Origin of the sequence: Marivirga harenae (assembly GCF_030534335.1) — a bacterium.
In the GTDB taxonomy this organism is placed as follows: Bacteria; Bacteroidota; Bacteroidia; order Cytophagales; family Cyclobacteriaceae; genus Marivirga; species Marivirga harenae.
The window spans coordinates 3,693,956-3,720,864 of the sequence record NZ_CP130565.1 but is presented as its reverse complement, the minus strand read 5'-3'; the positions used below and the strand labels follow the sequence as shown (position 1 = coordinate 3,720,864).

At 35.2% G+C, this 26,909-nt stretch carries 29 protein-coding genes; 14 read left to right on the top strand and 15 right to left on the bottom strand.

What is annotated here, in order from left to right:
- Positions 1-16 precede the first annotated feature (16 nt).
- Both rpsR and rpsF read right to left on the bottom strand, forming a co-directional pair.
- The gene (gene rpsR / locus Q3Y49_RS15830; protein WP_013452439.1) at positions 17-274 is read right to left on the bottom strand and encodes a 30S ribosomal protein S18; all 258 of its coding nucleotides are present in this window, start codon (positions 272-274) and stop codon (positions 17-19) included.
- Positions 271-642 (bottom strand): 30S ribosomal protein S6, encoded by a 372-nt coding sequence (gene rpsF / locus Q3Y49_RS15825; protein WP_085515787.1) that lies wholly within the window; start codon positions 640-642, stop codon positions 271-273. The genes rpsR and rpsF overlap by 4 nt, the downstream gene beginning before the upstream one ends.
- Positions 643-784: 142 nt before the next feature.
- On the opposite strand from rpsF, the gene Q3Y49_RS15820 reads away from it, so the two are divergent.
- Together Q3Y49_RS15820 and Q3Y49_RS15815 are read left to right on the top strand one after the other, a co-directional pair.
- A complete protein-coding gene (locus Q3Y49_RS15820) occupies positions 785-1,228 on the top strand; it encodes a hypothetical protein (protein WP_303269501.1) in 444 nt (147 codons plus the stop codon).
- A 98-nt stretch (positions 1,229-1,326) separates the two neighbouring features.
- Positions 1,327-1,578: a hypothetical protein gene (locus tag Q3Y49_RS15815; protein ID WP_303269499.1), complete on the top strand. Its 252-nt coding sequence runs from the start codon at positions 1,327-1,329 to the stop codon at positions 1,576-1,578.
- Between the two features lie 108 nt (positions 1,579-1,686).
- Here the strand turns inward: Q3Y49_RS15815 and Q3Y49_RS15810 are convergent, their stop codons facing one another.
- Together Q3Y49_RS15810 and Q3Y49_RS15805 are read right to left on the bottom strand one after the other, a co-directional pair.
- On the bottom strand, positions 1,687-2,832 hold the full coding sequence (locus Q3Y49_RS15810; RefSeq protein WP_303269497.1) for an acyloxyacyl hydrolase: 1,146 nt from the start codon (positions 2,830-2,832) through the stop codon (positions 1,687-1,689).
- A gap of 38 nt (positions 2,833-2,870) precedes the next feature.
- A complete protein-coding gene (locus Q3Y49_RS15805) occupies positions 2,871-3,803 on the bottom strand; it encodes a DUF8428 domain-containing protein (RefSeq protein WP_303269495.1) in 933 nt (310 codons plus the stop codon).
- Between the two features lie 116 nt (positions 3,804-3,919).
- Here Q3Y49_RS15805 and Q3Y49_RS15800 point away from each other — a divergent pair, with 116 nt between their 5' ends.
- Complete coding sequence (locus Q3Y49_RS15800) at positions 3,920-4,504, top strand: class I SAM-dependent methyltransferase (protein ID WP_303269494.1); 585 nt, start codon at positions 3,920-3,922, stop codon at positions 4,502-4,504.
- On the opposite strand, the gene Q3Y49_RS15795 is transcribed toward Q3Y49_RS15800, so the two are convergent.
- Together Q3Y49_RS15795 and apaG are read right to left on the bottom strand one after the other, a co-directional pair.
- Positions 4,501-5,280 (bottom strand): O-methyltransferase, encoded by a 780-nt coding sequence (locus Q3Y49_RS15795; RefSeq protein ID WP_303269492.1) that lies wholly within the window; start codon positions 5,278-5,280, stop codon positions 4,501-4,503. The two genes, Q3Y49_RS15800 and Q3Y49_RS15795, sit on opposite strands and share 4 nt — an antisense overlap.
- A gap of 1 nt (position 5,281) precedes the next feature.
- Positions 5,282-5,668, bottom strand: coding sequence for a Co2+/Mg2+ efflux facilitator ApaG/CorD (gene apaG / locus Q3Y49_RS15790; protein WP_303269490.1), 387 nt, complete (start codon positions 5,666-5,668; stop codon positions 5,282-5,284).
- A gap of 117 nt (positions 5,669-5,785) precedes the next feature.
- Here apaG and ung point away from each other — a divergent pair, with 117 nt between their 5' ends.
- Positions 5,786-6,448, top strand: coding sequence for a uracil-DNA glycosylase (gene ung, locus Q3Y49_RS15785; RefSeq protein ID WP_303269489.1), 663 nt, complete (start codon positions 5,786-5,788; stop codon positions 6,446-6,448).
- Here ung and Q3Y49_RS15780 read toward each other — a convergent pair whose 3' ends face one another.
- Positions 6,449-7,909: a leucine-rich repeat domain-containing protein gene (locus Q3Y49_RS15780; RefSeq protein WP_303269487.1), complete on the bottom strand. Its 1,461-nt coding sequence runs from the start codon at positions 7,907-7,909 to the stop codon at positions 6,449-6,451.
- Positions 7,910-8,083: 174 nt separating this feature from the next.
- Between Q3Y49_RS15780 and gyrB the strand changes: the two genes are divergently transcribed.
- The 3 genes from gyrB to Q3Y49_RS15765 all read left to right on the top strand — a co-directional run bounded on the left by gyrB (position 8,084) and on the right by Q3Y49_RS15765 (position 12,234).
- The gene (gene gyrB / locus Q3Y49_RS15775) at positions 8,084-10,045 is read left to right on the top strand and encodes a DNA topoisomerase (ATP-hydrolyzing) subunit B (RefSeq protein ID WP_303269485.1); all 1,962 of its coding nucleotides are present in this window, start codon (positions 8,084-8,086) and stop codon (positions 10,043-10,045) included.
- 171 nt (positions 10,046-10,216) lie between these two features.
- Positions 10,217-11,377 (top strand): pyridoxal phosphate-dependent aminotransferase, encoded by a 1,161-nt coding sequence (locus Q3Y49_RS15770; protein WP_303269483.1) that lies wholly within the window; start codon positions 10,217-10,219, stop codon positions 11,375-11,377.
- Entirely contained in the window at positions 11,374-12,234 is an 861-nt protein-coding gene (locus Q3Y49_RS15765) for a prephenate dehydrogenase (RefSeq protein WP_303269481.1), read from the top strand. The genes Q3Y49_RS15770 and Q3Y49_RS15765 overlap by 4 nt, the downstream gene beginning before the upstream one ends.
- Before the next feature lie 37 nt (positions 12,235-12,271).
- On the opposite strand, the gene Q3Y49_RS15760 is transcribed toward Q3Y49_RS15765, so the two are convergent.
- Positions 12,272-12,964, bottom strand: a complete 693-nt coding sequence (locus tag Q3Y49_RS15760; protein WP_303269479.1) for an SIR2 family NAD-dependent protein deacylase — start codon at positions 12,962-12,964, stop codon at positions 12,272-12,274.
- Between the two features lie 78 nt (positions 12,965-13,042).
- Here Q3Y49_RS15760 and Q3Y49_RS15755 point away from each other — a divergent pair, with 78 nt between their 5' ends.
- Positions 13,043-13,990, top strand: coding sequence for an OmpA/MotB family protein (locus tag Q3Y49_RS15755; protein ID WP_303269477.1), 948 nt, complete (start codon positions 13,043-13,045; stop codon positions 13,988-13,990).
- Between the two features lie 55 nt (positions 13,991-14,045).
- Here Q3Y49_RS15755 and Q3Y49_RS15750 read toward each other — a convergent pair whose 3' ends face one another.
- On the bottom strand, positions 14,046-14,480 hold the full coding sequence (locus Q3Y49_RS15750; protein ID WP_303269475.1) for a peptidylprolyl isomerase: 435 nt from the start codon (positions 14,478-14,480) through the stop codon (positions 14,046-14,048).
- A gap of 69 nt (positions 14,481-14,549) precedes the next feature.
- Positions 14,550-15,416: a substrate-binding domain-containing protein gene (locus Q3Y49_RS15745; protein WP_303269473.1), complete on the bottom strand. Its 867-nt coding sequence runs from the start codon at positions 15,414-15,416 to the stop codon at positions 14,550-14,552.
- Positions 15,417-15,568: 152 nt separating this feature from the next.
- On the opposite strand from Q3Y49_RS15745, the gene Q3Y49_RS15740 reads away from it, so the two are divergent.
- A complete protein-coding gene (locus tag Q3Y49_RS15740) occupies positions 15,569-17,893 on the top strand; it encodes a transglycosylase domain-containing protein (RefSeq protein ID WP_303269472.1) in 2,325 nt (774 codons plus the stop codon).
- Positions 17,894-17,917: 24 nt separating this feature from the next.
- On the opposite strand, the gene Q3Y49_RS15735 is transcribed toward Q3Y49_RS15740, so the two are convergent.
- Genes Q3Y49_RS15735 through Q3Y49_RS15715 form a run of 5 tightly spaced genes read right to left on the bottom strand, consistent with a single transcriptional unit; the run spans position 17,918 to position 22,054 of the window.
- On the bottom strand, positions 17,918-18,796 hold the full coding sequence (locus tag Q3Y49_RS15735) for a 5-oxoprolinase subunit C family protein (protein ID WP_303269470.1): 879 nt from the start codon (positions 18,794-18,796) through the stop codon (positions 17,918-17,920).
- Complete coding sequence (gene pxpB, locus Q3Y49_RS15730) at positions 18,783-19,454, bottom strand: 5-oxoprolinase subunit PxpB (protein WP_303272118.1); 672 nt, start codon at positions 19,452-19,454, stop codon at positions 18,783-18,785. The genes Q3Y49_RS15735 and pxpB overlap by 14 nt, the downstream gene beginning before the upstream one ends.
- Entirely contained in the window at positions 19,454-20,209 is a 756-nt protein-coding gene (locus tag Q3Y49_RS15725; RefSeq protein ID WP_303269468.1) for a 5-oxoprolinase subunit PxpA, read from the bottom strand. Before Q3Y49_RS15725 ends, pxpB begins: the two co-directional genes overlap by 1 nt.
- A gap of 8 nt (positions 20,210-20,217) precedes the next feature.
- The gene (locus tag Q3Y49_RS15720) at positions 20,218-21,429 is read right to left on the bottom strand and encodes an Nramp family divalent metal transporter (protein WP_303269466.1); all 1,212 of its coding nucleotides are present in this window, start codon (positions 21,427-21,429) and stop codon (positions 20,218-20,220) included.
- A gap of 40 nt (positions 21,430-21,469) precedes the next feature.
- Positions 21,470-22,054 carry a redoxin domain-containing protein gene (locus Q3Y49_RS15715; protein WP_303269464.1) on the bottom strand — a complete coding sequence of 195 codons (585 nt, stop codon included), beginning with the start codon at positions 22,052-22,054 and terminating at the stop codon, positions 21,470-21,472.
- A gap of 200 nt (positions 22,055-22,254) precedes the next feature.
- Here Q3Y49_RS15715 and mnmA point away from each other — a divergent pair, with 200 nt between their 5' ends.
- The 5 genes from mnmA to holA all read left to right on the top strand — a co-directional run bounded on the left by mnmA (position 22,255) and on the right by holA (position 26,859).
- Entirely contained in the window at positions 22,255-23,391 is a 1,137-nt protein-coding gene (mnmA, locus tag Q3Y49_RS15710; RefSeq protein WP_303269463.1) for a tRNA 2-thiouridine(34) synthase MnmA, read from the top strand.
- Positions 23,366-24,040, top strand: coding sequence for a hypothetical protein (locus Q3Y49_RS15705; protein ID WP_303269462.1), 675 nt, complete (start codon positions 23,366-23,368; stop codon positions 24,038-24,040). The genes mnmA and Q3Y49_RS15705 overlap by 26 nt, the downstream gene beginning before the upstream one ends.
- Before the next feature lie 146 nt (positions 24,041-24,186).
- Positions 24,187-25,002 carry a CvfB family protein gene (locus Q3Y49_RS15700; RefSeq protein WP_303269460.1) on the top strand — a complete coding sequence of 272 codons (816 nt, stop codon included), beginning with the start codon at positions 24,187-24,189 and terminating at the stop codon, positions 25,000-25,002.
- A 71-nt stretch (positions 25,003-25,073) separates the two neighbouring features.
- Positions 25,074-25,562 carry a YkgJ family cysteine cluster protein gene (locus tag Q3Y49_RS15695; protein ID WP_303269458.1) on the top strand — a complete coding sequence of 163 codons (489 nt, stop codon included), beginning with the start codon at positions 25,074-25,076 and terminating at the stop codon, positions 25,560-25,562.
- A gap of 274 nt (positions 25,563-25,836) precedes the next feature.
- Positions 25,837-26,859: a DNA polymerase III subunit delta gene (holA, locus tag Q3Y49_RS15690; RefSeq protein ID WP_303269456.1), complete on the top strand. Its 1,023-nt coding sequence runs from the start codon at positions 25,837-25,839 to the stop codon at positions 26,857-26,859.
- Positions 26,860-26,909: the final 50 nt, after the last annotated feature.

Sequence of the window (26,909 nt, the reverse complement as noted above, 5' to 3'; positions counted from 1 at the left end):
ATTTTTATTGGGTTAATTATTTTAATGAATCAGTAACATAAGGTAATAAAGCAATGTGCCTTGCTCTTTTTACTGCTTGTGCCACTTTTTTCTGATATTTTGCACTTGTCCCTGTAATTCTGCTTGGTAATAATTTACCTTGCTCATTTACAAACTTCAATAAGAAGTTAGGATCTTTATAATCAATATACTTAATGCCGTATCTTTTGAATCGACAATATTTCTTTTGATTATCTTGCTTTTTCTGGTTTATTGGCTCGTTATGAAGTGTCATTTCGCTACCTCCTCTTTTTGTTCTTTAGGTTTATTAAATGCGCCTTTTCTGCGTCTTTCTCCGTATTCTATAGCGTGCTTGTCTAAAGCAACGGTTAAGAATCTCATGATTTTTTCGTCTCTTCTATACTCCAACTCCAGTGCAGCAACAATTTCAGGTGTAGCTTTGAATTCAATTAGATTGTAGAAACCAGTACTTTTATGTTGAATAGGGTAAGCTAATTTTTTCAAGCCCCATTGCTCAACATTAATGATTTCAGCCTTTTTGTCTTCTAAGACTTTTCTGAATTTGTCGACAGCATCCTTCATCTGTGCATCAGATAAAACGGGAGTAAGTATGAATACCGTCTCGTAATTTTTCAATTGCATTTTTTATTTATTTAATTTGAAGCGCAAAAATAGTGATAATCTTTAAATACAACAAAATTTAAACGAAAGTTTATTGAATAATTATTCCCCTCTTGCAACCTTTAAAGGATTTCGGATGTCTTAAAGATTGATAGCAATATTTATGAAATACATTTTTACTTTTTCAATACTTGTTTTAGTTTCAATTGCATGCTCGGATTTTGAGCAGTTAAACGAAGATCTTTGCATTCCAGTGGTTTGTGGAGAAATTCATAATAGTGATGCCAATTTAGCTTTGTTTAATGACAGTGGAGTGGATTTTGATACTTTTTATTATGATATTGGTGGATACCAGGATTCTGTCGGCTTCTTCCCTTTGCAACAATATACCTGTTGGATCAATATAGATACCATCAGCACAGAATATATATTAGCACAAGGAATTTCAGATAATATAGTATATCAGTCGGATACATTATGGATGGATGCAAATGCACAGACCTTTGCTCAAGGGGTTTTTGTATTGGAAATTTTTATGATAGACTCTGACAATAAATTGGAATTTCAATTTGTTGAAGATTATACTGGAGAGTGTAAAGACATCTAAAAATTGACTTATTCCCAACTTTTTTAAGCTAGGATAGTTTTTGCAATATGTCTAGAAAGCTTTTACTGTCAGTGTGTTTCCTATTAATACTTTTCGTATTGTTAGTACCTAGTGAAGATGATTATTTATCACGTATTGCAAACGACTATGGTGCTAGTCACCAGAATTTTGATTTGAGTGCTGAAGATCTTGCTGAATACGGGGAATTTGAATATCACAACAGACTTTTATATAGTCAATTTGAATACCGCTTTGGGAATATCTCTGTGTCATATTATGGTTTCCTTTCATTCATCATTTTTGAAAAATCCGATTTTGTCGAACGAAAAGCTCCTGAAATTACCGTGTAATTATCTATTCAAAACTTTCTTTTCTCCAATTGGGCCAGTATAATGCAATGAATTTTTTCAAATATTAGTAAAAAATTGGCTTATAAAAATTTAATTAAGGATATAATTCTACAAATTAAGGACGTACCCTAAACTAGCTTCTGAAAAATCAGCCTGACCAAAATTAGCATTAATATGAGTTGCAACATAGAAATTATGTCTTGGATTTTTTGCTGTATTTATTAAATATAGTTTCAAGCCCATTCTGCTGGGAAATAATTTTTTAAGGGTATACTTCACTGACTCTGTGTTTTCAAATCTTTCAGAAAAATGATAGTAAAAGGGCTTTGAAATATTGATTCCTCCTTCAATGGATATACCTACATGATAGATCAAATATTCAACGCCCATCAAGAAAAAATGATTGTTTGGATGAACGTTTAGGTTCTGTAATTCAATACTTTTATTAATAGAATCAGCAAAATGTTGATAATGACGGGTACCAAAGCCCGCGTACCATCTGAAATGTTCATTAAAAATAATTCCGACTCCGAAGCTTTGACTAAATACAAGTTTTTTTTCACCTCCTACCGGAGATGTGGTATTACCAAATTCATGGAATCCAATCCCACTTCGTGCTTTTATAAATAATGTTCTATTATTTGGATTGCTATCTATTTTTCGGGCAACATTTCTGGAGGTTTTGAGCTCCTTGGCCGTGATTGCAATTGAAAATACAGCAGAATTAAGTCCATAATTTGGAAGTTGAACATGTCCATTAGAAGAATGTCTGTACCCAACTCCCAGTCGAAGGTTTCTTTTCATGAAAACATCGTAGGAACGATAGTACATCCACTGAAATGCCCAATTAAAGTGGCTTCCTATTGATTGATTCTTTTCGTTCTCTCTGTAAGTTTTCGTAAAATAAGACGCTCCAATTCCCCATTGGAACATACCTTTTTTCATTCTCAACCCTAAAACTGGCATTAAATTAATTTCATGCCCATAGACCTTCGTATTACCTAAATTGTAAAATCCAGCTTGTACGCCTAAAAGTGGATATTTATAGTATTGATTGGTTGCAGTCTGAGCCTCGGCACTTTTATAGTAGGTAACAGCAAGTCCAATTTTCACACCAAATGATGGGGATTTTAGGTAATTGGGGACAATTGAGCCTATTAGTATTTCTGGAATTACATACCGTTTGTTTTCTTGACCAGTAGCCTCAAAACAATAAATGATAGAAATTAATAAGCAAAATGTTTTAATGCTCATGGTCCTTGAACTAGCAAAGTAAAAAGAAATATTTATGATTAATTAACGGAGAACTTCTCTTTACCAATCAAATAATTATCAGCGTATAATTCTAATTGGTAAACTCCCTCCTCATATTCTTCTCCTCTGTCATAAATAAAAGATAGTTCCTGCTGTGTATTATCAAACAGAATTTCTTGCTTCGCTGTATAAAACATTTCCTTTCCATCGATCATGAAAGAACCTGAACCCGTGTTTACATCAAATAGTGCATTGCCAATTGGGTTTATTACCCTAAGAATAATATCTTTTCCTTCTGGTTGTGCTACACTGTTTTCAGCCAAATTGAATTGAATTTTCAATTTTTCTATATGTCGAGGTTTATATTCTTTGTCATCTCTTTCTCTCCCTCTTGAATTTATTGCAATTATCTTAATATTTTCAGCCTTTAATCTTGAAGCCATTTCGACTTTATCCTCTAATTCTTCTCTGTTGTTTTTAAGACGAGAGATACTATCATTTAATTGATTTTTCTCAGTTTTCAGATTGGTGTTTTCAGAAAGCAATTCCTTATTGATGGCTTCAAGTCTAGCTATTTTTTCATCTTGCAGGTTCAGTAATTCTTCGTAACCACCTACTTTATCCTTATAGCGTTGAATTTGATTTGCAGCCCAATTATTAGATTTTTTTAGCTCTTCTTTTTCAGATTCCAAATTTTTACGAATCAATTGTAATTCTGATATGTCTCCACCCAAACTTTCTATTTCTGCGATCTTCATATCTAATTGAGTGCTGATACTATCCAGCTCCCCATAAGTTTGTTCTAAATTTTGTTGTAATTCTTCATTTTCTTTCTCAGAATCCAGATAAAATTTGACTCCAATTATCGCAACAATTGCTACAAGAAATACAATGATAATAATATTTCTCTTAGAGCTTTTATTCTCTTTTTCTAATTGGTTGTAAGCTGAATTTTTTGATTCCTCTGACATAATAGGTCGAACTTTTTAATAAGTTTGCTGATGAAATTAAGTTTTTATACTACAAATAGTATGTTTTCTTCGTTAAATACAAACCACAAATTTAAACAAATATTATATTTTACCGCATGGAGTTAAATGAATCTTACTGGACAGACAGATATAAAAGTAATCAACTCGGTTGGGATATAGGTTATCCATCACCTGCTATCGTTCAATTTATGGAAACAGTCGAGGAAAAGAATGCAAGGATATTAATTCCAGGGTGCGGAAATGCATATGAAGCCGCCTATTTGTGGAAGAAAGGATATACAAATGTTCACTTATTAGATTTTTCTGTGATTCCGTTAAAAAAGTTTTCTCATGATAACCCAGAATTTCCTAAAGGGCAGTTGTTAAATATGGATTTTTTTGATGTTGAAGGAGACTACGATTATATTATTGAACAAACATTTTTTTGTGCCTTAAAGCCTCAATTACGAGAGAATTATGCTAAGAAAATGTATGAATTGGTAAAGCCAACGGGACAATTGTTAGGTTTGCTTTTTGATATCCCACTTTTTGATGATCGACCACCTTTCGGGGGAAATAAGGAGGAATATAAAAACCTTTTTTCTAAATATTTTAATATTTTAAAAATGGATACTGCCTATAACTCAATTCCGGAAAGACAAGGGAGTGAGTTGTTTATAAGAATGGTTCCTAAAAATTAGAAATCTAAAACGTAATTTTGCTTCTTAAAATCGGGATTAAAAAATAGTATACCCGCATCAAAAAGGTCAATGCTAGATTTTACTTCGTTTCTTTGCCTAATCTCTAACCACGCTCTTTTCATTCCGGCTGACCAGTGAATATCATCCATAATATAAATCGAGTTGGGTGCAAGATAGGGGAGTAGAACGTTAAAATAGTGAATGCTTGCCTCATAAGTGTGGTTTGCATCTGCATAAACTAAGTCGACATCCTTTTTTGATTGTTGTAGAAAGGCTGGTAAGATTTCAGTGATGTCCCCGTTGTGAAATTTTATGTTTTTTTGTGCTGAATTTACTTTTTTTGCTATCGCCATCGCATTATGGTCTGCCTCAAAAGTATGGATTTCAGCGTCTTCATCAGCTTTAGATATATATGCAGTGTTTATTCCTAAACTTGTACCGAGCTCAATAATGTTCCTGAATTTGTATTTTCTGATTAATTGAAAAAGAAGTTGAGAGAACTTAGGGCTAGATAAACTGTGTTTTGCAATCGATTTTACTTTGCGAACCGTTGATTTTTCCACTTTTGAACCTGCTCCCAAATCTAATATCTTATATTCAGAATTATCTTTTAACAATTCTGATCTAAGCTTTTCAATTGGTTCCCAATCATTAGAATGTTTTTTTCTTTTTATCAGGTTTGTATAGAAATTGTAGAAGTATAGTGAATGAAGTGAATGCTCGTCTGTTTTGAAATGGAAATAGCGAATGTATTCTTTTACTAAAAAGAGGTTCAATTTAATTCAATTTATAAGGAGCAATCATATTAAATTCAGGAATTCTTACCTCAATTAATTGTCCGTCTAACATTCTTTCCATTTGATAGAAACCATGCATTTTACCAAAAGGGGACTTTAAGTTACATCCTGAAACATAAGTATGTTTTTGGCCAGATTCTAAGATAGGTTGTTGCCCTATTACTCCTTCCCCTTCAACTTCTTTTATTTCTGAACCCGCGTCATGAATAAACCATTGCCTTCTAAGGAGTTGCACGGTTTGGTCTCCTTTGTTTTCGATCACTACTTTATAGGTAAATACATAGTGAAATTGAACCGGACTACTGTACTCCGGTTGGAATTCCGTCTCAACGCTTACGTGTATACCTCTTGTAATTGACTGAACCATAATGTAAATATAGGTAATTCAACGAATGAAGCACATTAATAGTTTATTGATTTATTACATAGCCTTAAATCTATTGGCTTTTTATATCTTTTTCTAAATTTGGGTAAATATTAATTTATGCAGGTAAAAATAGAACAAAGTTGGAAAAATAGGTTGTCAAAAGAATTTACGAAAGATTATTTCCTTGATCTGGCAAAATTTGTAAAATCTGAATATCAAAATAAAACTGTTTATCCTCCTGCAAAAGAAATTTTCAAGGCTTTTGACGCTTGCCCGTTTGATCAGGTAAAAGTAGTAATTTTGGGACAAGATCCATATCACGGTATAGGTCAAGCTAACGGCCTCTGTTTTTCAGTGCACCCCGGTGTTGCAATGCCACCATCTTTGGTCAATATCTTTAAGGAAAGAAAAGCTGACCTCGGTAAATCAATGCCCCCCAATGGCGATTTAACAGGCTGGGCTAAACAAGGAGTTCTTTTATTGAATGCAACCCTAACTGTAGCGGCAAAATCACCAGGCTCTCACCAGAAGAGAGGCTGGGAGAATTTCACTGATTCTGTAATTCACAAGCTATCTAGTGAAAAAGAAAACCTAGTTTTTATATTATGGGGAGCCTACGCACAGAAGAAAGGGGCAATAATTGATCGAAGCAAGCATTTTATTATTGAATCAGCCCACCCATCACCTTTTTCGGCTCACCGTGGCTTTTTTGGGTCAAAACCATTTGGTAAATGCAATGAATACTTAACCTCCCAACAATTGGAGGCAGTTGAGTGGTAATTACGGACTGATTTCTTGCTCTAATTCAATGCTCACCTTAACCCCATTTCGCTGTAGAGTCTCCAAAGTATTTTTTAATTCTTCTGCTTCTTTTTTATTACCTGCTTCAAAAGTTATTCCTCTCATCCAGAGATATTTAAGATTTACAAGTTTCAGTATTTCTGTAGGGAATGTATGGATTTCGTTAAACGAAATATCTAGATCTTCTAGTTCCTTATAGTTCAATATAAACTCAGGGAAACCTTGGAAATAGTTGTTCTGGATATGGAAATCTGTTATGTGTTCTAAGTCTGCTATACTTTCCGGTAAGTAGGAAATCCTGTTATGGTGAATATAGAATTCTTTTAATGACCTTAGCTTGCCAATACTTTCAGGGATACTGAAAAATCGATTATGAGCAACATATAGTCTTTCTAGTTTTTGTAGGTTTCCTAGCTCTTCAGGAAGTTTTTCAATTTGATTAAAATATAAATCTAATTCTACTAACTCTATCAAGTTGAAAAGAAAAGACGGGAGACTGTCTAAATCGTTTTTATAAAATGATAATACTTCCAAGTTCTTTAAACTTCCTAACGCAGGATGAATATTATCACTCTTGATGTCATTTTCAGCAAATTGTAAGTCGACTAGATCTTTTAATAGACCAATCTGTTTTGGAACTGAAGTTAAGTTATTAAAGGATAATACAATGTATTTAAGACCTTCAACGCTATCTTTAGCTATGTTTTGAAGATCTATATTATTTCTAGATAAGTTTAAATGTTCTAAATTTTGTAGCTTTTCTAGATGAAATTTTGAATCTTCTCTAAAATCATTTCTAGCAAAATCAATTTCTTTCACATTCTTAAGCTTGTGGAAGTTTTTAGGAACTGGAGAGTAAGGACTATCTCTGTACACCAATTCTTTAATATTTATATTTCTTGTAAATTTTATCCTTTGACCTGGAGCATGATTATAAATTCGGATGGTTTCCAAGCTGTCCAAACCGAATATGGACCAATTCAATAACCATGGGATTTTTTTTACAGATGTGTTAACTAATTCGATTTCTTTTAAATTTTTACATTTTAACAATTTAAATAGCGGGAGCCTTTTAATATCTTCTCCTTCAAAAGAAATATGTGTAATAGTATCGTATTTATTGTGGTTTTTAAGCTGGTTTGCCCGAAGGTGAGTTTCAGATTGCGATCTAAGATAGTAGTCGAATTTAGGTATTTCTCTCAACAACGAAAAGGCAGAATCATAGCCAATGAAATTTTGTGGGTCTTGGTAGCTACTGTCCACTAATTCTCTTTTAAAAACTCCATCCTCCACGCTAATCTTAAAGCCGTTGCTCATGATCATTTGGTAGTGGTGATAGTCAATAGAATCTTGCTCATTGTAAAATTTATATGTTTTTTGAGCTTGGAGCTGTTGATAACATCCAACTATAACTATGAGAAATATTATAAATCGTTTCATAGAAGAATAACTAACTAATGATTAAATACTAAAGATATAGTATTTAAAATGGAATAGCAAAATATCTTATTTTTTATTTTAATCCCCGATAACGATACAAAAAGTAAAAAACAGATAAGAAAGCTATCAAAATCCATTAAAATAACCTATTTTTGACCTTTTGGTAAAAACACTATGAGTACAGAAAAAGATAATAAGAACAAAGATTATTCAGCGGGTAATATTACCGTTTTAGAGGGATTAGAAGCAGTAAGGAAAAGACCTGCCATGTATATTGGCGATGTCGGAATAAAAGGTCTTCATCACATGATCTGGGAGGTTGTAGATAATTCTATTGATGAAGCCATGGCGGGGCATTGCTCTGAAATCAAAGTAGAGTTAAATGAAGATAATTCAGTTACTGTTACTGATGATGGCCGTGGTATTCCTGTTGATATTCACGAGAAAGAAGGTCGGTCTGCATTAGAAGTTGTGATGACTGTTTTGCATGCTGGTGGAAAGTTCGATAAAGATTCTTATAAAGTATCTGGTGGTTTGCATGGGGTAGGGGTTTCCTGTGTAAATGCTTTATCAACCATGCTCAGAGCTACGGTTTATAGCAGGGACGGTAAAATTTATGAACAAGAGTATTCTGAAGGTTTTCCGAAAGCCCCTGTTAAGCCTGTGGGTGAAACGGACGTAACGGGAACAAAAATTCAGTTTAAACCAGATGAGACTATATTTATAGAATCTGTTTATAAATATGAAACTGTTGCTTCTCGATTAAGGGAATTGGCGTACTTGAATGCTGGTATTAAAATCAAATTAATCGACCATCGAGAAAAGGATGAAGAAGGAAATATAAAAGAAGAAGACTTTTTCTCAGAAGGAGGTTTATTAGAGTTTGTTGATTACTTAGATGGTAGCCGAGAGAAATTAATTCCGCAGGCTATATACATGGAAGGGGAAAAGAATGGTGTTCCTGTTCAAGTTGCTTTAAATTACAATACCTCTTATACTGAAAATGTAGTTTCTTATGTGAATAATATTAATACTATTGAAGGAGGTACACATGTTTCTGGTTTTAGGAGAGCTTTAACACGAACGTTAAAAAGTTATGCTGACAAATCAGGGCTTTTAGAAAAGCAAAAAATTGAAATCACAGGTGATGATTTCCGAGAAGGATTGACGGCTATTATTTCTGTAAAAGTAGCAGAACCTCAATTCGAAGGTCAGACCAAAACTAAATTAGGTAATTCGGATGTGATGGGAGCAGTCGAAAGCTGTGTTTCCGAAACACTTCAACATTTCTTGGAAGAAAATCCTAGAGAAGCAAAAACCATTGTTCAGAAGGTGATTTTAGCAGCGCAAGCGAGAAATGCAGCTAAGAAAGCTCGAGAAATGGTGCAAAGGAAGAATGTGATGTCTGGAAGTGGATTGCCAGGTAAATTGGCAGATTGTTCTGAAAAAGATCCTGCAATTTGTGAATTGTATCTGGTAGAGGGTGATTCAGCAGGAGGTTCGGCCAAACAAGGTCGTGACCGTAATTTTCAAGCTATTCTGCCTTTGAAAGGTAAGATTTTAAATGTAGAGAAAGCCCAAGAGCATAAGATCTATGATAACGATGAAATCAAAAATATCTTGACCGCTTTGGGAGTTCGATTTGGAACTGTAGATGATGAGAAAGCGCTAAACCTTGAAAAATTAAGATATCATAAAATAGTGATCATGACGGATGCTGATGTCGATGGTTCTCACATTCGAACGCTGATTCTTACTTTATTTTTCCGGTATATGCGTGAATTGATTGATAAAGGATATGTTTATATCGCTCAACCACCATTATACTTAATTAAAAGAGGAAAGACAGAGCGCTATGTATTTACAGAGGATGAAAGAGTAGAAGTAGTTAAGGAAATATCGCCAGATGGCACCGAAGGAGCCGTTCATTTACAACGATATAAAGGTTTGGGTGAAATGAATCCTGAGCAGCTTTGGAATACTACAATGGATCCTCAAACTAGAAAAATGAAGAAGGTGTCCGTAGAATCTGCTGCTGAAGCGGATCATTTGTTTAGCATGTTGATGGGGGATGAAGTACCACCGAGGAGAGACTTTATTGAGAAAAATGCCAAATATGCTAAAATTGATATTTAAAAATTTTCATTAAATCACTTATATTAAGGCCTGAGTTTATCGCTCGGGCTTTTTTGTTGGCGAGAATTTCATGTCTTTCTGAAAATCAGCATATATTTTTTTACTGTTTTGATTAGCCAACTTATTAAAGCGTCAGAATGACGTCCAAATTGCATTAATTTAGTTTCGATAATGATAGATACTGCAAATAGAATTAAAGGAGTTGAAGAATATTATTTTAGTAAAAAACTTCGAGAAGTTAGCGCTTTGGATAATCCTGATTTCCCAGTTATAAATCTTGGAATAGGGAGTCCAGACTTGGCTCCACATAAGCAGGTAGTAGATGCTCTAAATCAATCTGCTATAAAACATGATGTACATGCTTATCAATCATATAGAGGAATTCCAGAATTGCGTAATGCTATCGCTGATTATTATCTAAAATACTTTGAGGTGGAATTAAGTGCTGAGGAAGAAATCTTACCTTTAGTCGGTTCCAAGGAAGGGATCATGCATATTACACAGGCTTTTGTCAATAGTGGAGATACGATTTTGGTTCCAAACCCGGGTTACCCTACCTATGCAGCAGTAGGTAAATTGGTGCAAGCGAATATCCAGTACTACAATTTAGCAGAAGGGGATAATTGGCAAATCGATATCGATTCACTGAAGAAATTGGAGTTGAACAAAGTTAAATTACTCTGGCTCAATTCTCCTCACATGCCTAGTGGAGTGCAATATTCTGTGGATGTGCTCCAACAGTTAGTTGAATTAGCTAAAGAGCACCGATTTCTGATTGTAAATGATAACCCTTATTCTATGATTTTGAATAAGAAGTATCAAAGTATAATGTCTCTGGAAGGAGCCAAAGATGTGGCGATAGAGTTGAACTCATTAAGTAAGTCACATAATATGGCAGGCTGGAGAATTGGTTGGTGTATGGGAAACTCCGCATTCCTCAATGCAATTTTGAAAGTAAAAAGCAATATGGATAGTGGTATGTTTAAGCCTTTGCAACTTGCGGCAACTGCAGCTTTGAAATTAGAAGATAAGTGGTTTGATGATTTAAATGAGATTTATCAACAAAGAAGAATTTTAGCGGAAGCAATCCTGAAGAAATTAGGCTGCACTTTTGATGAGAAGCAACAAGGACTATTCATTTGGGCTAAACTGCCTCCAAAGCTATTATCTTCTGCAAACTTGATTGATCAGTTATTGAATAATTATAAAATATTTTTAACTCCTGGATTTATTTTTGGTACACAAGGAGAGGGCTATATTAGAATCTCACTATGTGCTACTGAAAGCCAATATAGAATCGCATTAGATCGGCTTCAAAATTTTGCTTTATGATTCAGAAAATTAATAGTCTCAGTATCATTGGACTTGGCTTAATTGGAGGTAGTTTTGCTTTAGTTGTAAAGAATAAGTTTCCCGACATTATAATTTATGGCGTAGATCAAAACCCTGCTCATGCAGCAAAGGCCCTTGAATTGAATTTGATTGATGAAATTAAGACTTCAGATGACTCCAAAGTGTTGGGTTCTGACTTAATCATTTTGGCAATTCCCGTGAATGCAATTATTGAAATACTTCCGCAATTACTATCCAATATTTCGTCAAATACGGTTGTTGTTGATACGGGATCCACTAAGTCTAGTATTTGTCAAGCCGTCAGTCATCATAATAACAGATCGCAATTTGTTGCGGCACATCCAATTGCAGGAACAGAATATTCTGGTCCAGAATCCGCCTTTGAAAGCCTTTTTCGTGGGAAGAAAAATTTAATTTGTGAATTTGAATTATGCAATACCGAAGCAAAGGAGTGTGCCAATTGGTTTTTTAAGCTAGTGGAAATGGATAATATTTTTATGGATGCTGAAAGTCATGATAAACATTTAGCCTATGTTTCACACTTATCTCACATTAGCTCATTCATGCTAGGATTGACCGTTTTGAATATTGAGAAAGATGAAGAAAATATTCTGAATTTGGCTGGAAGTGGGTTTGCAAGCACAGTACGTTTGGCAAAAAGCTCTCCAGATATGTGGGCTCCGATTTTCCAACAAAATAAATCATACCTCAGCAAAGCTTTGGATGAGTATATTTTGCAATTAATGAACTTTCAGGAGCAGTTAAAATCAGACAACTCTAATGAGATTAAGGTGCTGATGCAGAAAGCAAATGAAATTAGAAAGGTTTTGGATTAACAGAAATCTCGTTATTGATTTTGACAGCCTAATTCTCTTAGCACGAAGCAATCAATTTCTCTTTTGCCTCTTTCATGCCTTCAACTGCACCTTTAGCTATTGCTGTAATTTGATTAGTACCATAGTATTCCGGAGTGCTAGGGTCTATCACATAAATAGGGATATTTCTTTGCACCTCATGAATTAAGCTTGCTGCAGGATAGACCTGCAATGATGTACCAACCACTAATAAAACATCTGCTTTGGCGGTTATTCGAGCTGCAGGCTCAATCATCGGAACCATTTCACCAAACCAAACAATATGCGGCCGCAATTGAGAGCCTTTCTCACATAAATCTCCTTCTTTGATTTCCCAGCCATTAAGCTCATATATTAGATTTTCGTCAACACAGCTTCTTGCTTTTTTTATTTCACCGTGTAAATGTAAAACTTTTGAAGAACCGCCTCTTTCATGCAGATCATCTATGTTCTGAGTTATGATTTGAACATCATAATCCTTTTCTAATTCAGCTAGCATTTTATGTGCTTCATTTGGTTCAGCATCTAAAACAGCCTTCCGTCTTTGGTTATAAAAGTCTAAAACCAAGCTTTGGTTTTTGGCCCAGCCTTGTGGAGATGCCACTTCCATTACGTCATGGCCTTCCCACAGACCATCTGTTCCCCGAAATGTTGGTATACCACTTTCTGCACTTATTCCAGCACCTGTTAAAACTACTAAGTTCTTTCGCATAACTATATATATTTGAAAAGATACAATCTATTTTTAGTAAGTTTCGTTACAAGCTTCAATATAATAAAACCTGAAAAAATGTTAGTAAAAAAAATTTTAATTGCCCTAGTAATTTTTAGCAGTTTTGCTTGTGTTACTCAGAAGAAATATGATGAGCTTCTAGCCGAAAAAGTCAAGACTGACGCTGAAAAAATGGAGTTGGAAGATAAGGTGGAAATGAAAAATAACACCATTGAATCTTTAGAATCGCAATTATTAGAAGCACAAGAGGAACTTGAGCAAAGCAAAAAAGCGTATCAGGCTTCTCAAAGTAGTCTGGATTCTTTACAGCAACAATATGAAACACTGAATGATTACTATGATAAGTTGATGAGTAGTAGTGGGAAACTCAACAAAGATCTTTCTAATAAAGAAAAGCAATTGCTTCAAATGGAGGCTGACTTAGAGATTTCCAAACAAAGAAATGATGAATTAGCTGCAAATTTAGCGGAGCGCGAAGAGAGAGTTGCGGAACTTGAAAAGGTGTTGGCCGATAAAGAAGCTGCAGTTAATGCTTTAAAACAGAAAGTAAGTGAGGCACTACTAAATTTTAAGGAAAATGATTTAACGGTAGAGGTCAAAAACGGAAAAGTTTATGTTTCACTAGCTGAGCAGCTCCTTTTTAACTCGGGCAGTACTGTGGTAGATGCAAAAGGTGCTGAGGCACTAAAGAAATTAGCCCAAGTTCTTAAAGACAGTCGAGATGTGAATATTGTGGTTGAAGGACATACGGATAATGTTCCGATTTCAGGGAACAACAAATATTTAAAAGATAATTGGGATTTAAGCGTGCTTAGAGCTACTTCCATTGTACGGATTTTGACTCAAAATGGGGCTTCTCCTGATAGGGTTACTGCTGCGGGGAAAGGTGAATTTGCACCGAAAGCCGCAAACGAGAATGCTGAAGGTAGAAAAGAAAACAGAAGAACAGAAATTATCTTAACTCCTAAGTTGGATGAGTTATTTCAGATTTTAGAAAGCAATTAGTTGGAAGCTGGAAGTTAGAAGTAGGAAGTATTTTTAACTTCCTACTTCGAGCTTCTTACTCCAAAATCGTCACTTTCTCCATCACATCCCCTTGACGAATTTCATCAATGATATCTAAACCTTCATACACTTTTCCAAAGGCAGTGTGCTTGCCGTCCAAATGTTGAGTATTTTGTCTGCTATGACAGATAAAGAATTGAGAACCTCCCGTGTTTTTTCCAGCATGCGCCATTGATAAAACTCCTTTTTCATGATGTTGCTTGTCTCCATCTGTTTCACAGTCAATGGAGTACCCGGGGCCACCAGCACCTGTTCCATCAGGACAACCACCTTGTACGACAAAATCGGGAATCACTCTATGGAAAGTTAAACCATCATAAAATCCTTCTTTTGCCAATTTGTGAAAGTTTTTTACCGTATTGGGTGTGGCATCATCATAAAATTCAATTTTTAATGTGCCTTTGCTCGTTACTATTTCTGCTTTGCTCATAATTATATATTAATCTTATTGAAATTACTAGTCTTAATCATCCGGCTTGCTTTTCTGTGTTCTGTACTTTTAAATACTATTCCGTTGCCAAACGAGTTGTTCAGTATCCGCCATTTCATCAATTATATTAGCTTCTTTTAAGGTGTATACTACATTTTTTAGCATCTTATTACTAACCCAGCCGTCCGTAGCCCATTCAGTAGCATGATACCATTTGGCAGCGTCTTCTTTTTTAATTTTGAATCGTTCACTAACCATGTTTACTGCGTCTTCATTTTCCATAAACATGGCAGAAGTACGTTGTATTTGCCGTAGTACTCTTGATATATCCTTGGGCCTTTCATTAATGATTTCAGTATGTGCTGCTAATACGAAGCAGGGCCAAGGCGTTACATATTCACCGATACGTTTCAATTCTCCTCTTTCAACATAAGGCTTGGTGGTGTACTTTTCCCAATAAAAAACATCTGTTTCCTGCTTTTGAAGTGATGCTAATGCGCCTTTTAGGTTTTGGATAATTTTGAACTGCGATTCCTCTAATTTTTTATCATTATTTAAAGCATCTACTATTGGCATTAAGTGTGAACCGGATCCAATTCTACTAATGGCAAACTGCTTATCGTAAATCTCTTTATGGTCTCTTATCGGATTTTCTGTTCCGCTATGTATGCCCCAAATTAGTGGGCTTTTTACATAACCGCTGATGATTTTGGCAGGCACACCTTGTAAAATCCCACTCACTATACCTTCTGTTAAAATAGCACAAATATCAACTTCATTATTGATGAGTGCTTCTCTCATTTCGCCTGTGCCTCCTTCAAATGTTATCCATTCAATTTGTAAGCCTTCATTCTTAATGGCTCCGGATTCTATTGCTAGGTGGATTGGTGTATTGTAATGTTCTGGTACTCCGCCTATTCTTATGGTTTTACTCACAGTATTCTTCCTTTTTTGAGTGTACAAACATACAATCTTTCTTTTTTGAATTAATGAAATATCACAGGTTTTGTTTGATTTTTCGCCCTTTATGACATTTTCATTACACTTTTTGAGCTGTTTTTCCGTTCTTCGCAGGATAATTCAACAGCATGCCAAAGAAGAAAAGAAAAAAGAGTCTAAAGAACAAAATTATCAAATACATATCCTTGCTGATTGGCTTCGGGTTTTTACTACTAGTTTTGTTTTTCTATAGTATCAAATCTGGCCTGTTTGGAAAATTACCAAATGAAGAGTTTTTGACTAATATTAAAAATTCTCAAGCTACAGAAATTGTGGATGAGAATGGGGAAAATATTGGCTTCCTTTATCGTAATTTTCGCTCTAATGTAGAATTTACTGATTTTCCAGACCATCTTGTCGATGCTTTAGTTGCAACAGAAGATATCCGTTTTTTCGAGCATTCAGGTATTGATTATCGAAGTTTGCTACGAGTTTTAGTGAAAACTATAATTCTACAAGATCGATCGGGCGGAGGTGGGAGCACCTTATCTCAACAGTTGGTAAAGAATTTATTTCCTCGTGAATATTCGAATAAATTTGAGATTCTTGTAATCAAAATCAAGGAAGCCATTATTGCTCAAGAGTTGGAGCAAATATATTCTAAAGAGGATCTACTAACTTTATATTTAAATACAGTTAGTTTTCCAGATAATACTTTCGGCATTGAGGCCGCTTCACGCACTTTTTTTAACAAGCCAGTAAATAAGTTAGATTTAAGCGAATCGGCCATTTTAGTAGGAAGTTTGAAAGCTACTTACACATTCAATCCAAGAATATTTCCAGAGAATAGTATAGATAGAAGAAATATTGTTCTGTCCCAAATGAAAAAGTATGATAAAATAAGTGAAGAGACATACTTAAAGGCTGTTAAGGAAGATATTGAATTAGATTACCGTCCTATGAAGGCGGACAAGGGGATCGCTCCTTATTTTAGGGAACAAGTAAGGAAGAACCTGATTTCATGGGCTGAAAAATATGAAAAGGAAACTGGCGAATCACTTGATATATATGGAGATGGTTTAACAATTCATACTACCTTAAATAAAAGGATGCAGTTATACGCTGAAACTGCTATGAAAACGCATATGCAGAATTTACAAAAAGCTTTCGAAGAAAATTGGGGCAATCTTGCGCCTTGGAAAAAGAAAGAAGTTTATCAAAAGCATATTCAAAGAACTCACCATTATAAAGCCTTAAAATCACAAGGGAAAGCCGAGCAGGAAATTCAACAAATATTGAGGGAGAAAAAGAAAATGCAAGTTTTCAACTGGTCGGGTGCTGAAGTACAAACTATGAGTGTTATTGATAGCATTCAGCATGCATTAAAAACGTTGCAAGCTGGATTCTTAGCAATGGAACCGAAAACCGGGGCTGTTAAAACCTGGATAGGAGGAATTGATTTTGAATACTTCAAATATGACCATGTTTCACAAAGTAGAAGACAGCTTGGTTCTACTTTTAAGCCTTTTGTGTATTTAAATGCATTGGAGAATGGAGTGAAACCCTGTGAGTACTTTCCTGCCAGTGCAGTTGCATATGAAAACTTGGAAGGATGGAAACCAACAAATAGCGATGATGAGGATTACACATATGTAAATGTTAATATGCAGGAAGCGCTAAGGAAATCCATGAATACTGTCTCTGTCAAAATATTAGAAGAGACTGGTATTCCATCATTACTAGAGTTTGCTGAAAATGTTGGAATAGAATCTAAATTGCCCGAAGTCCCTTCATTGGCACTAGGAACTGCAGAGCTTACCATGCTTGAATTAGCAAAAGCCTATTCTTCTTTTTTAAATGATGGCAAATCTTCAGAACCATTTTTTATACAAAAGATTACTAATAGTTCAGGAACTGTATTGGCAGAATTTGAGCCAGAGAAGCAAAATGAAAAAGCGTTTTCCACACTTAATCAAGAAATGATTTTAAAAATGATGCAAGAAGTTGTCAATTCAGGCACTGCATCAAGATTGAGATGGAGATATAAATTGAATAATGATATAGCAGGTAAAACTGGAACCACTCAAAATAATAGAGACGGTTGGTTTGTAGGACTTTTACCAAATCTGGTGGTGCTAAGTTGGGCAGGGACAGACATAGGAAGTATTGGTTTTAGAAGTACATCAATTGGACAGGGCGCTAATTCTGCTTTACCCATTTTCGGATTATGGATGCAAAAAGTAAATGCTGATGCTAGCTTAAATCATTACAGTAAGAGCAAATATCCCAGTATATCAGAAGAAGCAAAGGGCTTGATGGACTGTCCTCCTATTAAGGAAGATGGATTTCTAAAAAAGCTCTTCACAAATCCTGACAAGGAAAAAAGTAAAAATTTTGAAGAGGAGGGAAAGCAAAATCAAGGATTATTTAAACGAATTAAGAAGTTGTTCAAAAAGGACGAGTCATCTGACTAAATAGCTTTTTTTTGAACGTTTATTTCATTCAAGACTAAACCAGATTTCATCACCAGGTTTTAATTGCGCTATTTGATCTAAGTCCTTAGCAATTATATTCACAATTCTAGGATATCCACCTGTCGTTTGCGCATCATTTAGTAGTATGATGGGCTGACCACTACTTGTAAGCTGGACAGTTCCCGGAATAATACCCGAGGAAATCATTTCTTTCTTTTCTTCTAATGCGGTTAGTTCTGTTTTTAATCTATAGCCCATTCTGTTGGCATCTTGAGTGATCAGGTGACCTTGGCCAAAGAACTTTGCGATCGCAGTCCTTGAAATGTTTTCAAATTCAGGTCCAGCTTTTACTTTTAATCTTATTTTATTGGCTAAAGGGGGAGTTGAAGTATTTTTGTCTAAAGTTCCGTTTTTGTTCAAATGTGCTGATTCAATTTTCAATTTAGAGCCTTTTTTTATTATACTATCGGGTGTTGCTTCAGCTGCTTGCAAAATAGGGCTAGCACTTCCTTTCCATTTCTTGGCGTTCCATTTACCTGCAACGGCCATATAAGCCCTGCATCCATAATTTAACTGTCCGAACCTAACAATCGTACCACTTTTCACATGAAAGGCTTCTTCATTTTTTACAATTCTATTATCAATGTAAATATCAAACTGTGCTCCCGTTACAGCCACTAAAGCATCTGTATCAAATAGAATTTCAGGCCCCATCATGGTTATTTCTAGCACGGGGGTTTGTTGATTGTTACCAACCAAATAATTAGCCAATTCGGCAGAACGTTTATCTAACGCTCCTCCAATTGGAACTCCCAAATGTTGCAGACCTGCTCTTCCTTGATCTTGAACGGTTGTTTGCATTCCTGCTTTCAAAAATATTAAGGTCAGTTCACTTTGCTTCATCTTGAATCTTTTTAAATTCTGTGGCAGAAATAGTATAAAACTTAACCAGATCACCCATTTTTAATAAAAAAGGCTCTTCTTTTCTTGAGTTAAATATTTTTAAAGGTGTTTGACCAATCAATTGCCAACCACCCGGTGCCTCGCTAGGGTAAATTCCAGTTTGAATACCTGCTAATCCCACACTTCCAGATTTTACGAACTTTCGTGGAGTTGATTTTCGTTTACATTCTAATTCTTTTGGTAATTTACCCAAATAAGGAAATCCAGGCAAAAAGCCCATCATATAAACATCATAAGTCTGACTAGTATGTAAAGAAATGATATCTTCTTGACTTAATTTTAAATCTTGAGCAAGAGATTCGATGTCAGGGGCATAATCTGTTTCATAGCAAACTGGGATTTCAATGATTTTTGATTTTGATTGAGTTTGTTCTGGCTTTATGCCTAATTCTTTGATCTTATCTTTTAATATTTCAAAATTGATAGATTCATTATCAAAAACTACCGTAATGGAGCAGTAAGCAGGAATTTGATAAACAACTTCTTCAATATTAATAATGGCATTATGATAAGATTTGACTAATTGATGAGTTTCAGAGTCAATCTTTTGTTCAAAATTAATGAGCAAAGCATTATCTCCATAAGCAATAATTTCCATCACAGTATTAATTTTTTTATGCTGATTTTATTTTCTATTTGATGTATGGCTTTCAATATATCCTCTGCTAACGGGTTATCTCCATGAATACATAAACTATCTACTTCCAAGTTGATTTTCCTTCCGCTTGCCGTTTTGGCTTCACCATTTTTGACTATTGATTGGAATTGTTCAATGCTTTCTTCAACACTTTGCAAAACAGATCCCTCTTCTTTTCTGGACATCAATTGGCCATCTTCTTGGTATTTCCTGTCCAAAAAACCTTCTCTGATAAACTTGAATCCAAATTTCCGAGTGAATTCTTGAAAAGGACTTCCAGCAAGTCCCAAAATGGCCAGGCTAGGATTGATTTCATTAACTGCTTTAAGAAAAACTTCTGCCTCCTTTTTATCATGGGCAATTGTATTGTACAATGCACCATGGGCTTTTACATACTTCAATTCTCCTCCCAAACTTTTAACCATGCCTTGCAATGCTGCAATTTGGTACTTAATAGTTGCTTTTAATTCATCACTTGAAAGCCTTATTTTACGCCTTCCAAATCCAGCTAAGTCCGGATAGGAGGGATGTGCACCAATTTGCACGTCATAATATATTGCCTTCTTGATAGTATTTTCTATGTGTAAAGGATCACCACCATGAAATCCACAAGCAATATTGCAGGAGCTGATATAAGGGAAAATTGCATCGTCATTTCCCATTGAAAACTGACCAAAACTTTCACCTAAATCACAATTAATATCTATTGAAGCCATATTCTTCATTATATAAATCCCAATGCACCAATTATACTTTTTATTCCCAAAATTAAAGTCACAATAATAACCACAACGCCAGTAACATTTATGAGTTTTGAATTCACATGTTTTCCCATGAGCGCCTTGTCATTGACAATCCATAAAAGATAGATGGCCAGAATTGGGAGAAGTAATCCATTGGCTACTTGTGCAAATAAAATTAAGGCAGTTGGACGGAAACCTAGTGAAGCAATTATGATACCTGTAAAAAGTACAAAAGCCCACACCATTTTAAATTTTTTGTTTTTTAATCCATGTTTCCAATCCAATATCTCTGATGTGGCATATGCTGCCGCTAATGGTGCTGTTATACTTGAAGAAAATCCAGCGGCTAAAAATCCGAAAGCAATAAAATGAGATGACCAACTTCCTAAAAGTGGATCGAGTTGATGCCCCAGAGCACTGATCCCATCAATTTCTTGAGGGCTTCCTTTAAATGCTACGGCAGCTGATATCATTATAGCCATCGTAATGATTCCGCCTAAACTTACGGAAAGGATAGTGTCAAACCTTGATAATTTCAACGAGTCACCATCTTTCCATTTTGTTTTACTAGCGGATGCATGCAGAAATAAATTGTAGGGAACCACAGTGGTGCCAATCAAACCCACTACCATCAATCCTGCTTTATCAGGAATTACCGGGATAAAAAGGCCTTCCATGATTTCAATTAAAGAGGGTTGTAATAGTAAAGCTGCAAGAATGAAAACTATTCCCATTAAACTTACTAAAAGAACTAAAAATCGCTCAATATATTTGTATTTGCCTACAAATAATAGTGTAAAGGCGATAAGACCAATCAAGATTAACAATATATTGGTTCCAAAAATTTGAGGAAAGTTCTCAAAGCCCATGACTGCGCCAGCCAAATTCCCTGATTCATATGCCGCATTTCCAATCACAATGGCGCTGATTACCAGAAAATAACTTAAATATTTTAGGAATCTACTTGAGGACTTTTTGCGAATGGCTTCACCTAGCCCCATTTTTGCTTGCGTCCCCAATCTTGAAGTCATTTCCTGGAGGATTATTGTCGCAATGATAGAAAAAAGCATGGCCCATAGCAGTGTATAACCATATCCCGCTCCAGCCATGCTAGCAGTTGTAACAGTACCTGGCCCAATAAATGCGGCAGCCACTATCATTCCTGGTCCCAATTGCTTTAAATCTTTTAGCATTCACTTTTTTGCCAAAAGTTAATATAATTATCGGGAATGCTTAGGAGACCGCTTTATATTCTTCTTCAAAAATGCTACTGTCATCAGCAAATTTCTCAATCAGATCTAAATCAAGTCTATCAGTAAGGCTCTTGGAATAATGTAGTTTTTTAAGTCTCAATCCTTTATCCACTAAGAATTCGGCAGGAATGGTGTTTAGAGACTCCTGCTCTTCAGGCATATTCATAGGGACACCTGTAAACTTAGCCTTAATGGCGGTTTGAATAAAGCTTGTGATGTGGCTATTTCTAGATATTTTTTTTGATTCCTCTAGACCATATTTAGCATAGATTTCTTTATCGGGATCCGATATCAGCGGAATTGGTGAGACCTCTTTATGAAAAGTGCTTCGCAATAATACACTTTCCTTGGATTCGAAAAAGAATATCATTTCTAGTCCTTTTGCTTTTAATTTTTCATGTACTTTAGTTAAAGCATGAACCCTTAAATTACAAAACGGACAACCGGCATGTCTAAAAAATCCAATAAGTAACTTTTTTTCTTTATAATCCTCTAAATTAATCTGACGACCAAATATGTCTTTTTTATTGAATAAGGGGGCTAAAGCTGTAGAATGAAGTGTCATATAAATATTTATATTTTAAATGTATCTACACGAACGTATGAACTAGCATTTTTGGTTTTAATTTGATCGATAATTCATGATCATTTAACGAAATATATATTTTCTCCTTAACTTTGCCCTTTCTGTCAATAAAAGTTGTTGACATCACAAAATAAATGTGTCACCAAAGCAGGGCTGTGAACCCTGTGAAAACGTGAATTATGAGCAAAAAAGGAAGAGTATTAGTAGCCATGAGCGGTGGAATAGACAGCTCATTGGCAGCCGTTCTATTGCACGAACAAGGCTATGAGGTCATTGGCATGACAATGAAAACATGGGATTACGCCTCATCTGGCAGTTCCAAAAAAGAAACGGGTTGTTGCAGCTTGGATTCCATCAATGATGCCCGAAACTTAGCAGTTAATTTGGGTTTCCCACACTACATTTTGGATATCCGGGAGGAATTTGGTGATTACGTAATCGATCATTTTACCGATGAATATTTGGCTGGAAGAACCCCTAATCCCTGTGTTTTATGCAATACCCATATTAAATGGGATTCATTATTACGAAGGGCAGACAAATTAGGCTGTGACTATATTGCTACTGGACATTATGCCAAAGTAAGAGAGGAAAACGACAGGTTTGTTATTTCCAGAGGGAAGGATTTGAATAAAGATCAATCTTACGCACTTTGGGGAGTTTCTCAGGAAAGTTTAAGCCGAACAATCTTACCATTAGGGGATTTAACAAAGCCAGAAATTCGTAAAATGGCAGAAGATAAGGGCTTTTACGAATTAGTAAATAAATCTGAGTCTTACGAAATCTGTTTTGTTCCTGACAATGATTACAGAGGATTTTTAAAAAGAAGAGTAGAAGGATTGGAAGAAGAAGTGAAAGGGGGAGAATTTGTTCTTGAGGATGGAACTGTAGTAGGGACTCATGAGGGATATCCGTTCTATACTGTCGGTCAAAGAAAAGGTTTGGGAATTGCATTAGGATATCCAGTTTATGTAACTGAAATTCAAAAAGATAAAAATAGAGTAGTTCTAGGTACTTTTGATGAACTTTCCAGAGATGGAATGTATGTTAAAAACCTAGTGATGAGTAAATATACTGCACTTAACGACCGCCTTGACACGGTAACTAAAGTTAGATACAATGATGACGGTGCTCCTGCTGTAATTGAACAAGTAGGGGACACCATGAAAGTATTCTTTGGCAATGGAATTCCTGCAATTGCACCAGGCCAAGCTGCAGTTTTCTACGAAGGAGATGATGTGATAGGCGGAGGTTGGATTCATTCGTCATTTAATCAGCAAAAAATAAAAAATGAGGCTTTATCTAATTCTATTTAGTCTCTTTATAATTTTCGCTGCCTGTGAAAATTCAACTGTAGCTCCTAATGAGGAAATATTGGGGCTACAGTTTTTTCCTATTGATTTTCAAAACGCAGATAGTTACTCAGTTGAAGAGATTAATTACAATAATGATGGCACCATCGATACCCTCCGTTATTCTATTCAAGATGAGTGGACAGATTCGGTTGCAACAGACAATGGAATTAAATTAGAAGGATATCGCTACAATATCAATCATAATGGGGATAAAGAGATTGTTTCTACGATTGTAAAAACCCGAACTACGAATCTTGCTAAATTAAAATTAGGCAATGCAGAAGAAGTGAAGTTAAGTTTCCCCGTAGCAGAAGGTAAAAGCTGGAACGGTAAACCTCAGGAATTTGAAGAAGACGAATTTACCATTTCTGGAGCTTTCCAAGACAAGGAGCTTGCAGATTCAACTTTTGAGAATACTGTTCAAGTAATCCAAGAAGACAACCAAGATTCAATAGCCAGTTATGACCAAAGAATTGAGGTCTATGCTGCTAATGTTGGATTGATTTATAAAGTATCGTCTCAATTGGAATTTTGTAGAGAAACAGAATGCTTGGGATTACAAGAGATCGAGTTTGGGAAAACTGTTCGAATGCGTAGAGAATTTAACTAAGATCTTTCAAAAAGAGATTTTAATTCGTTAGAAAACTATCAGTTTCCTCTATTCTAATGACAATCTTCAATGACGCAATTTTTTGCGTTTTTAACTTCTCACTTCTATCTGTTTATAATTACCCAAATCCGTCTTAACTTGCAGCTATGTTAAAAATAGGAAAGTGGAATACATTAAAAGTACTACGGGAATCTCCACAAGGTTTGTACCTGGGAGACGGAGAAGAAGATGTTTTATTACCAAATAAATACGTCCCACAAAATACGAAAGTAGAAGATGAGATCAATGTTTTTGTTTATAAAGATTCTGCGCAAAGACCTATTGCTACCACTTTAAAACCATTAGCTGAACTCAATCAGGCAAGATTGTTTGAAGTTCGTCAAATCACTAATGTCGGTGCTTTTGTGGATTGGGGCTTAGAAAAAGAATTACTTATCCCTTTTTCGGAACAAACAGATGAGCTGGAAGTGGGCGATTTGATTGTGGCTTATGTCACTTTAGACCCTAAAACAGAAAGGATTGTAGCTTCGATGCATATTGAATCCTTTTTAGAGGCAGGTTCTGGGGATTTGAAAGAAGGTCAGGAAGTGGATTTATTGATATATCGAATTACAGATTTGGGTTATGAAGTTGTCATCAATCAACAATATAAAGGATTGGTTTATGAAAACACTGTGTTTGATCCGCTTGATATTGGAATGGAAGGCAAGGGAAAAATAAAATCCATAAGGGCAGATGGCAAAATGGATGTGCAATGGAAAATTGAAAAAGAAGAAAAGCAAAAGGAAATCCTTGAGTTGCTTAGAGACCATAATGGTTTTATGCCTTATCATGACAAATCCAAACCAGATGAAATATATGATATGTTCGGCTTGAGCAAAAAGGAATTTAAACGGCAAATCGGGCATTTGTATAAAGAAAAGAAAATTCAGATTAAAGTAGACGGGATTTATTTGGTTTAGCCTTTGCATTCTTGTTAATGAGTAAATTGAAGCTTTTAGAGGATTCAAACCAAATACTTTATTGTAAACTTATGAGCATCGAACTATATCAAAATTGGAAGGAAAACAGCAAAGATTATCTTGCTCATAACAAGTCTTTTTTTCATCAATTGCGCAAAAAGAAAAAGCTAGATGATAATTTTCATGCTTTAGATGCAGAGGTCTTCGAGAAAATGGATTGTTTGGATTGTGCCAATTGCTGTAAAACCACAAGCCCTATTTTTCAGCAATCAGATATAGAAAGGGTTTCCAAAGCAGTAAAGATGAAGGTGCCGGAATTCATTGATACATATCTGCATATTGATGAAGATGGCGATTATGTATTGAATTCAGCGCCTTGTCCTTTTTTAGGCTACGATAACAAATGTATAGTTTATAGAAGCAGGCCAACTGCCTGCAGGGAATATCCTCATACCAACAGAAAAAGAATGCATCAGATATTGAAAAAGACATTCACGAATGCAGAGATTTGTCCAGCAGTCTATAATATTTTGGAAAGGATGAAAGACTTAGAAGCGTGAAATGAAAAGGTGTTCTCGGTCTGATCCATATATAAAGGTACTGAGGAGTTGATAAAAGAAATTAATGTGCTTCTAGATATTAAGCTTGCACAATAATTAGAGGATGTTTATCATTAACAGTTAGAGGTTAGCAACCGACTAACCTTCTGTGATGTGTTGTTTTTATTTTGGTTCAAAAATCTAATAATTGTTTTTCGTTATCAGTAGGCCTGGAATACTTGTGACTTGATACTGACAATCGGATAGTTTATATTCGCACCAATACAGCAATTTTATGGCAAAATCGGCAGAACAAATACTAGCAGACCTTAAAAGCGGAAATTATGCACCTATCTATTTCCTTCACGGAGAAGAACCCTACTTTATAGACCTCATTAGCGATTATATAGAAAAGCATGCCTTAGATGAAAGCGAGAAAGGTTTTAATCAACAAATTCTTTATGGTAAGGATGTAAAGTTAAACCAAGTGGTCTCTGCCGCCAGGTCTTTTCCCATGATGGGGCAACGTCAGGTAATCATCGTTAAAGAGGCTCAAAATTTAGGTGAGTTCACAGAAAGCGATTTTGATTTCTCTCTTTTAGAGAATTATCTCCAAAGCCCCCAGGCTTCTAGTGTTTTGGTTTTTTCTTATAAGCACAAAAAACTTGATAAGCGAAAAAAGATCTTTAAAAGCCTAGAAAAACATACAGTTCTACTAGAGTCAAATAAGATTTATGAAAATAAAGTTCCAGATTGGATCTCACAATATGTAAAGTCTAAGGGACACAGCATAAATCGTCAAGCTTTAATGTTATTGACGGAATACATCGGAAATAATTTGGAGCGCCTTTCTAATGAAATTGATAAAGTATTAGTTAATTTTGATAAACCATCCGAAATCACCGATGCTTTGATTCAAGAATACGTAGGAATCAATAAGGATTATAATATATTTGAATTACAATCAGCGATTATTAAGGGAAATGGGCTCAAAGCGAATCGAATAATTAATTATTTTGCCTCCGATCCTAAAAATCATCCAGCAGTTGTGAATATTGGTTTTCTGCATTCCTTTTTTACAAAGGTACTGTTGATTCATCATTCACAGGATAAAAGTGAAAGAGGAGTAGCAGCCGCAGCAGGAGTTAATCCATTTTTTGCGAAGGATTACATTACAGCAGTTAACAGGTTTAATCTGAATAAGACCATTCAAAATTTAGCGCATATTTTTCAGGCAGACTTAATGTACAAAGGAGTAACAGCTAATATTAATGAAGCGCAACTTATGAAAGAATTAATATATAAATTGATGCACTGAAATTTTTTAAGATGAAATAAATCATTGATTTTGTAGTTAATACTGCATAG

Bases quoted from the DNA above. Each gene is read 5' to 3' on its own strand.
- rpsR (WP_013452439.1), bottom strand. From the start codon at position 274: ATGACACTTCATAACGAGCCAATAAACCAGAAAAAGCAAGATAATCAA.
- rpsF (WP_085515787.1), bottom strand. From the start codon at position 642: ATGCAATTGAAAAATTACGAGACGGTATTCATACTTACTCCCGTTTTA.
- Q3Y49_RS15820 (WP_303269501.1), top strand. From the start codon at position 785: ATGAAATACATTTTTACTTTTTCAATACTTGTTTTAGTTTCAATTGCA.
- Q3Y49_RS15810 (WP_303269497.1), bottom strand. From the start codon at position 2,832: ATGAGCATTAAAACATTTTGCTTATTAATTTCTATCATTTATTGTTTT.
- Q3Y49_RS15805 (WP_303269495.1), bottom strand. From the start codon at position 3,803: ATGTCAGAGGAATCAAAAAATTCAGCTTACAACCAATTAGAAAAAGAG.
- Q3Y49_RS15800 (WP_303269494.1), top strand. From the start codon at position 3,920: ATGGAGTTAAATGAATCTTACTGGACAGACAGATATAAAAGTAATCAA.
- apaG (WP_303269490.1), bottom strand. From the start codon at position 5,668: ATGGTTCAGTCAATTACAAGAGGTATACACGTAAGCGTTGAGACGGAA.
- ung (WP_303269489.1), top strand. From the start codon at position 5,786: ATGCAGGTAAAAATAGAACAAAGTTGGAAAAATAGGTTGTCAAAAGAA.
- Q3Y49_RS15780 (WP_303269487.1), bottom strand. From the start codon at position 7,909: ATGAAACGATTTATAATATTTCTCATAGTTATAGTTGGATGTTATCAA.
- gyrB (WP_303269485.1), top strand. From the start codon at position 8,084: ATGAGTACAGAAAAAGATAATAAGAACAAAGATTATTCAGCGGGTAAT.
- Q3Y49_RS15770 (WP_303269483.1), top strand. From the start codon at position 10,217: ATGATAGATACTGCAAATAGAATTAAAGGAGTTGAAGAATATTATTTT.
- Q3Y49_RS15765 (WP_303269481.1), top strand. From the start codon at position 11,374: ATGATTCAGAAAATTAATAGTCTCAGTATCATTGGACTTGGCTTAATT.
- Q3Y49_RS15760 (WP_303269479.1), bottom strand. From the start codon at position 12,964: ATGCGAAAGAACTTAGTAGTTTTAACAGGTGCTGGAATAAGTGCAGAA.
- Q3Y49_RS15755 (WP_303269477.1), top strand. From the start codon at position 13,043: ATGTTAGTAAAAAAAATTTTAATTGCCCTAGTAATTTTTAGCAGTTTT.
- Q3Y49_RS15750 (WP_303269475.1), bottom strand. From the start codon at position 14,480: ATGAGCAAAGCAGAAATAGTAACGAGCAAAGGCACATTAAAAATTGAA.
- Q3Y49_RS15740 (WP_303269472.1), top strand. From the start codon at position 15,569: ATGCCAAAGAAGAAAAGAAAAAAGAGTCTAAAGAACAAAATTATCAAA.
- Q3Y49_RS15735 (WP_303269470.1), bottom strand. From the start codon at position 18,796: ATGAAGCAAAGTGAACTGACCTTAATATTTTTGAAAGCAGGAATGCAA.
- pxpB (WP_303272118.1), bottom strand. From the start codon at position 19,454: ATGGAAATTATTGCTTATGGAGATAATGCTTTGCTCATTAATTTTGAA.
- Q3Y49_RS15725 (WP_303269468.1), bottom strand. From the start codon at position 20,209: ATGGCTTCAATAGATATTAATTGTGATTTAGGTGAAAGTTTTGGTCAG.
- Q3Y49_RS15720 (WP_303269466.1), bottom strand. From the start codon at position 21,429: ATGCTAAAAGATTTAAAGCAATTGGGACCAGGAATGATAGTGGCTGCC.
- Q3Y49_RS15715 (WP_303269464.1), bottom strand. From the start codon at position 22,054: ATGACACTTCATTCTACAGCTTTAGCCCCCTTATTCAATAAAAAAGAC.
- mnmA (WP_303269463.1), top strand. From the start codon at position 22,255: ATGAGCAAAAAAGGAAGAGTATTAGTAGCCATGAGCGGTGGAATAGAC.
- Q3Y49_RS15705 (WP_303269462.1), top strand. From the start codon at position 23,366: ATGAGGCTTTATCTAATTCTATTTAGTCTCTTTATAATTTTCGCTGCC.
- Q3Y49_RS15700 (WP_303269460.1), top strand. From the start codon at position 24,187: ATGTTAAAAATAGGAAAGTGGAATACATTAAAAGTACTACGGGAATCT.
- Q3Y49_RS15695 (WP_303269458.1), top strand. From the start codon at position 25,074: ATGAGCATCGAACTATATCAAAATTGGAAGGAAAACAGCAAAGATTAT.
- holA (WP_303269456.1), top strand. From the start codon at position 25,837: ATGGCAAAATCGGCAGAACAAATACTAGCAGACCTTAAAAGCGGAAAT.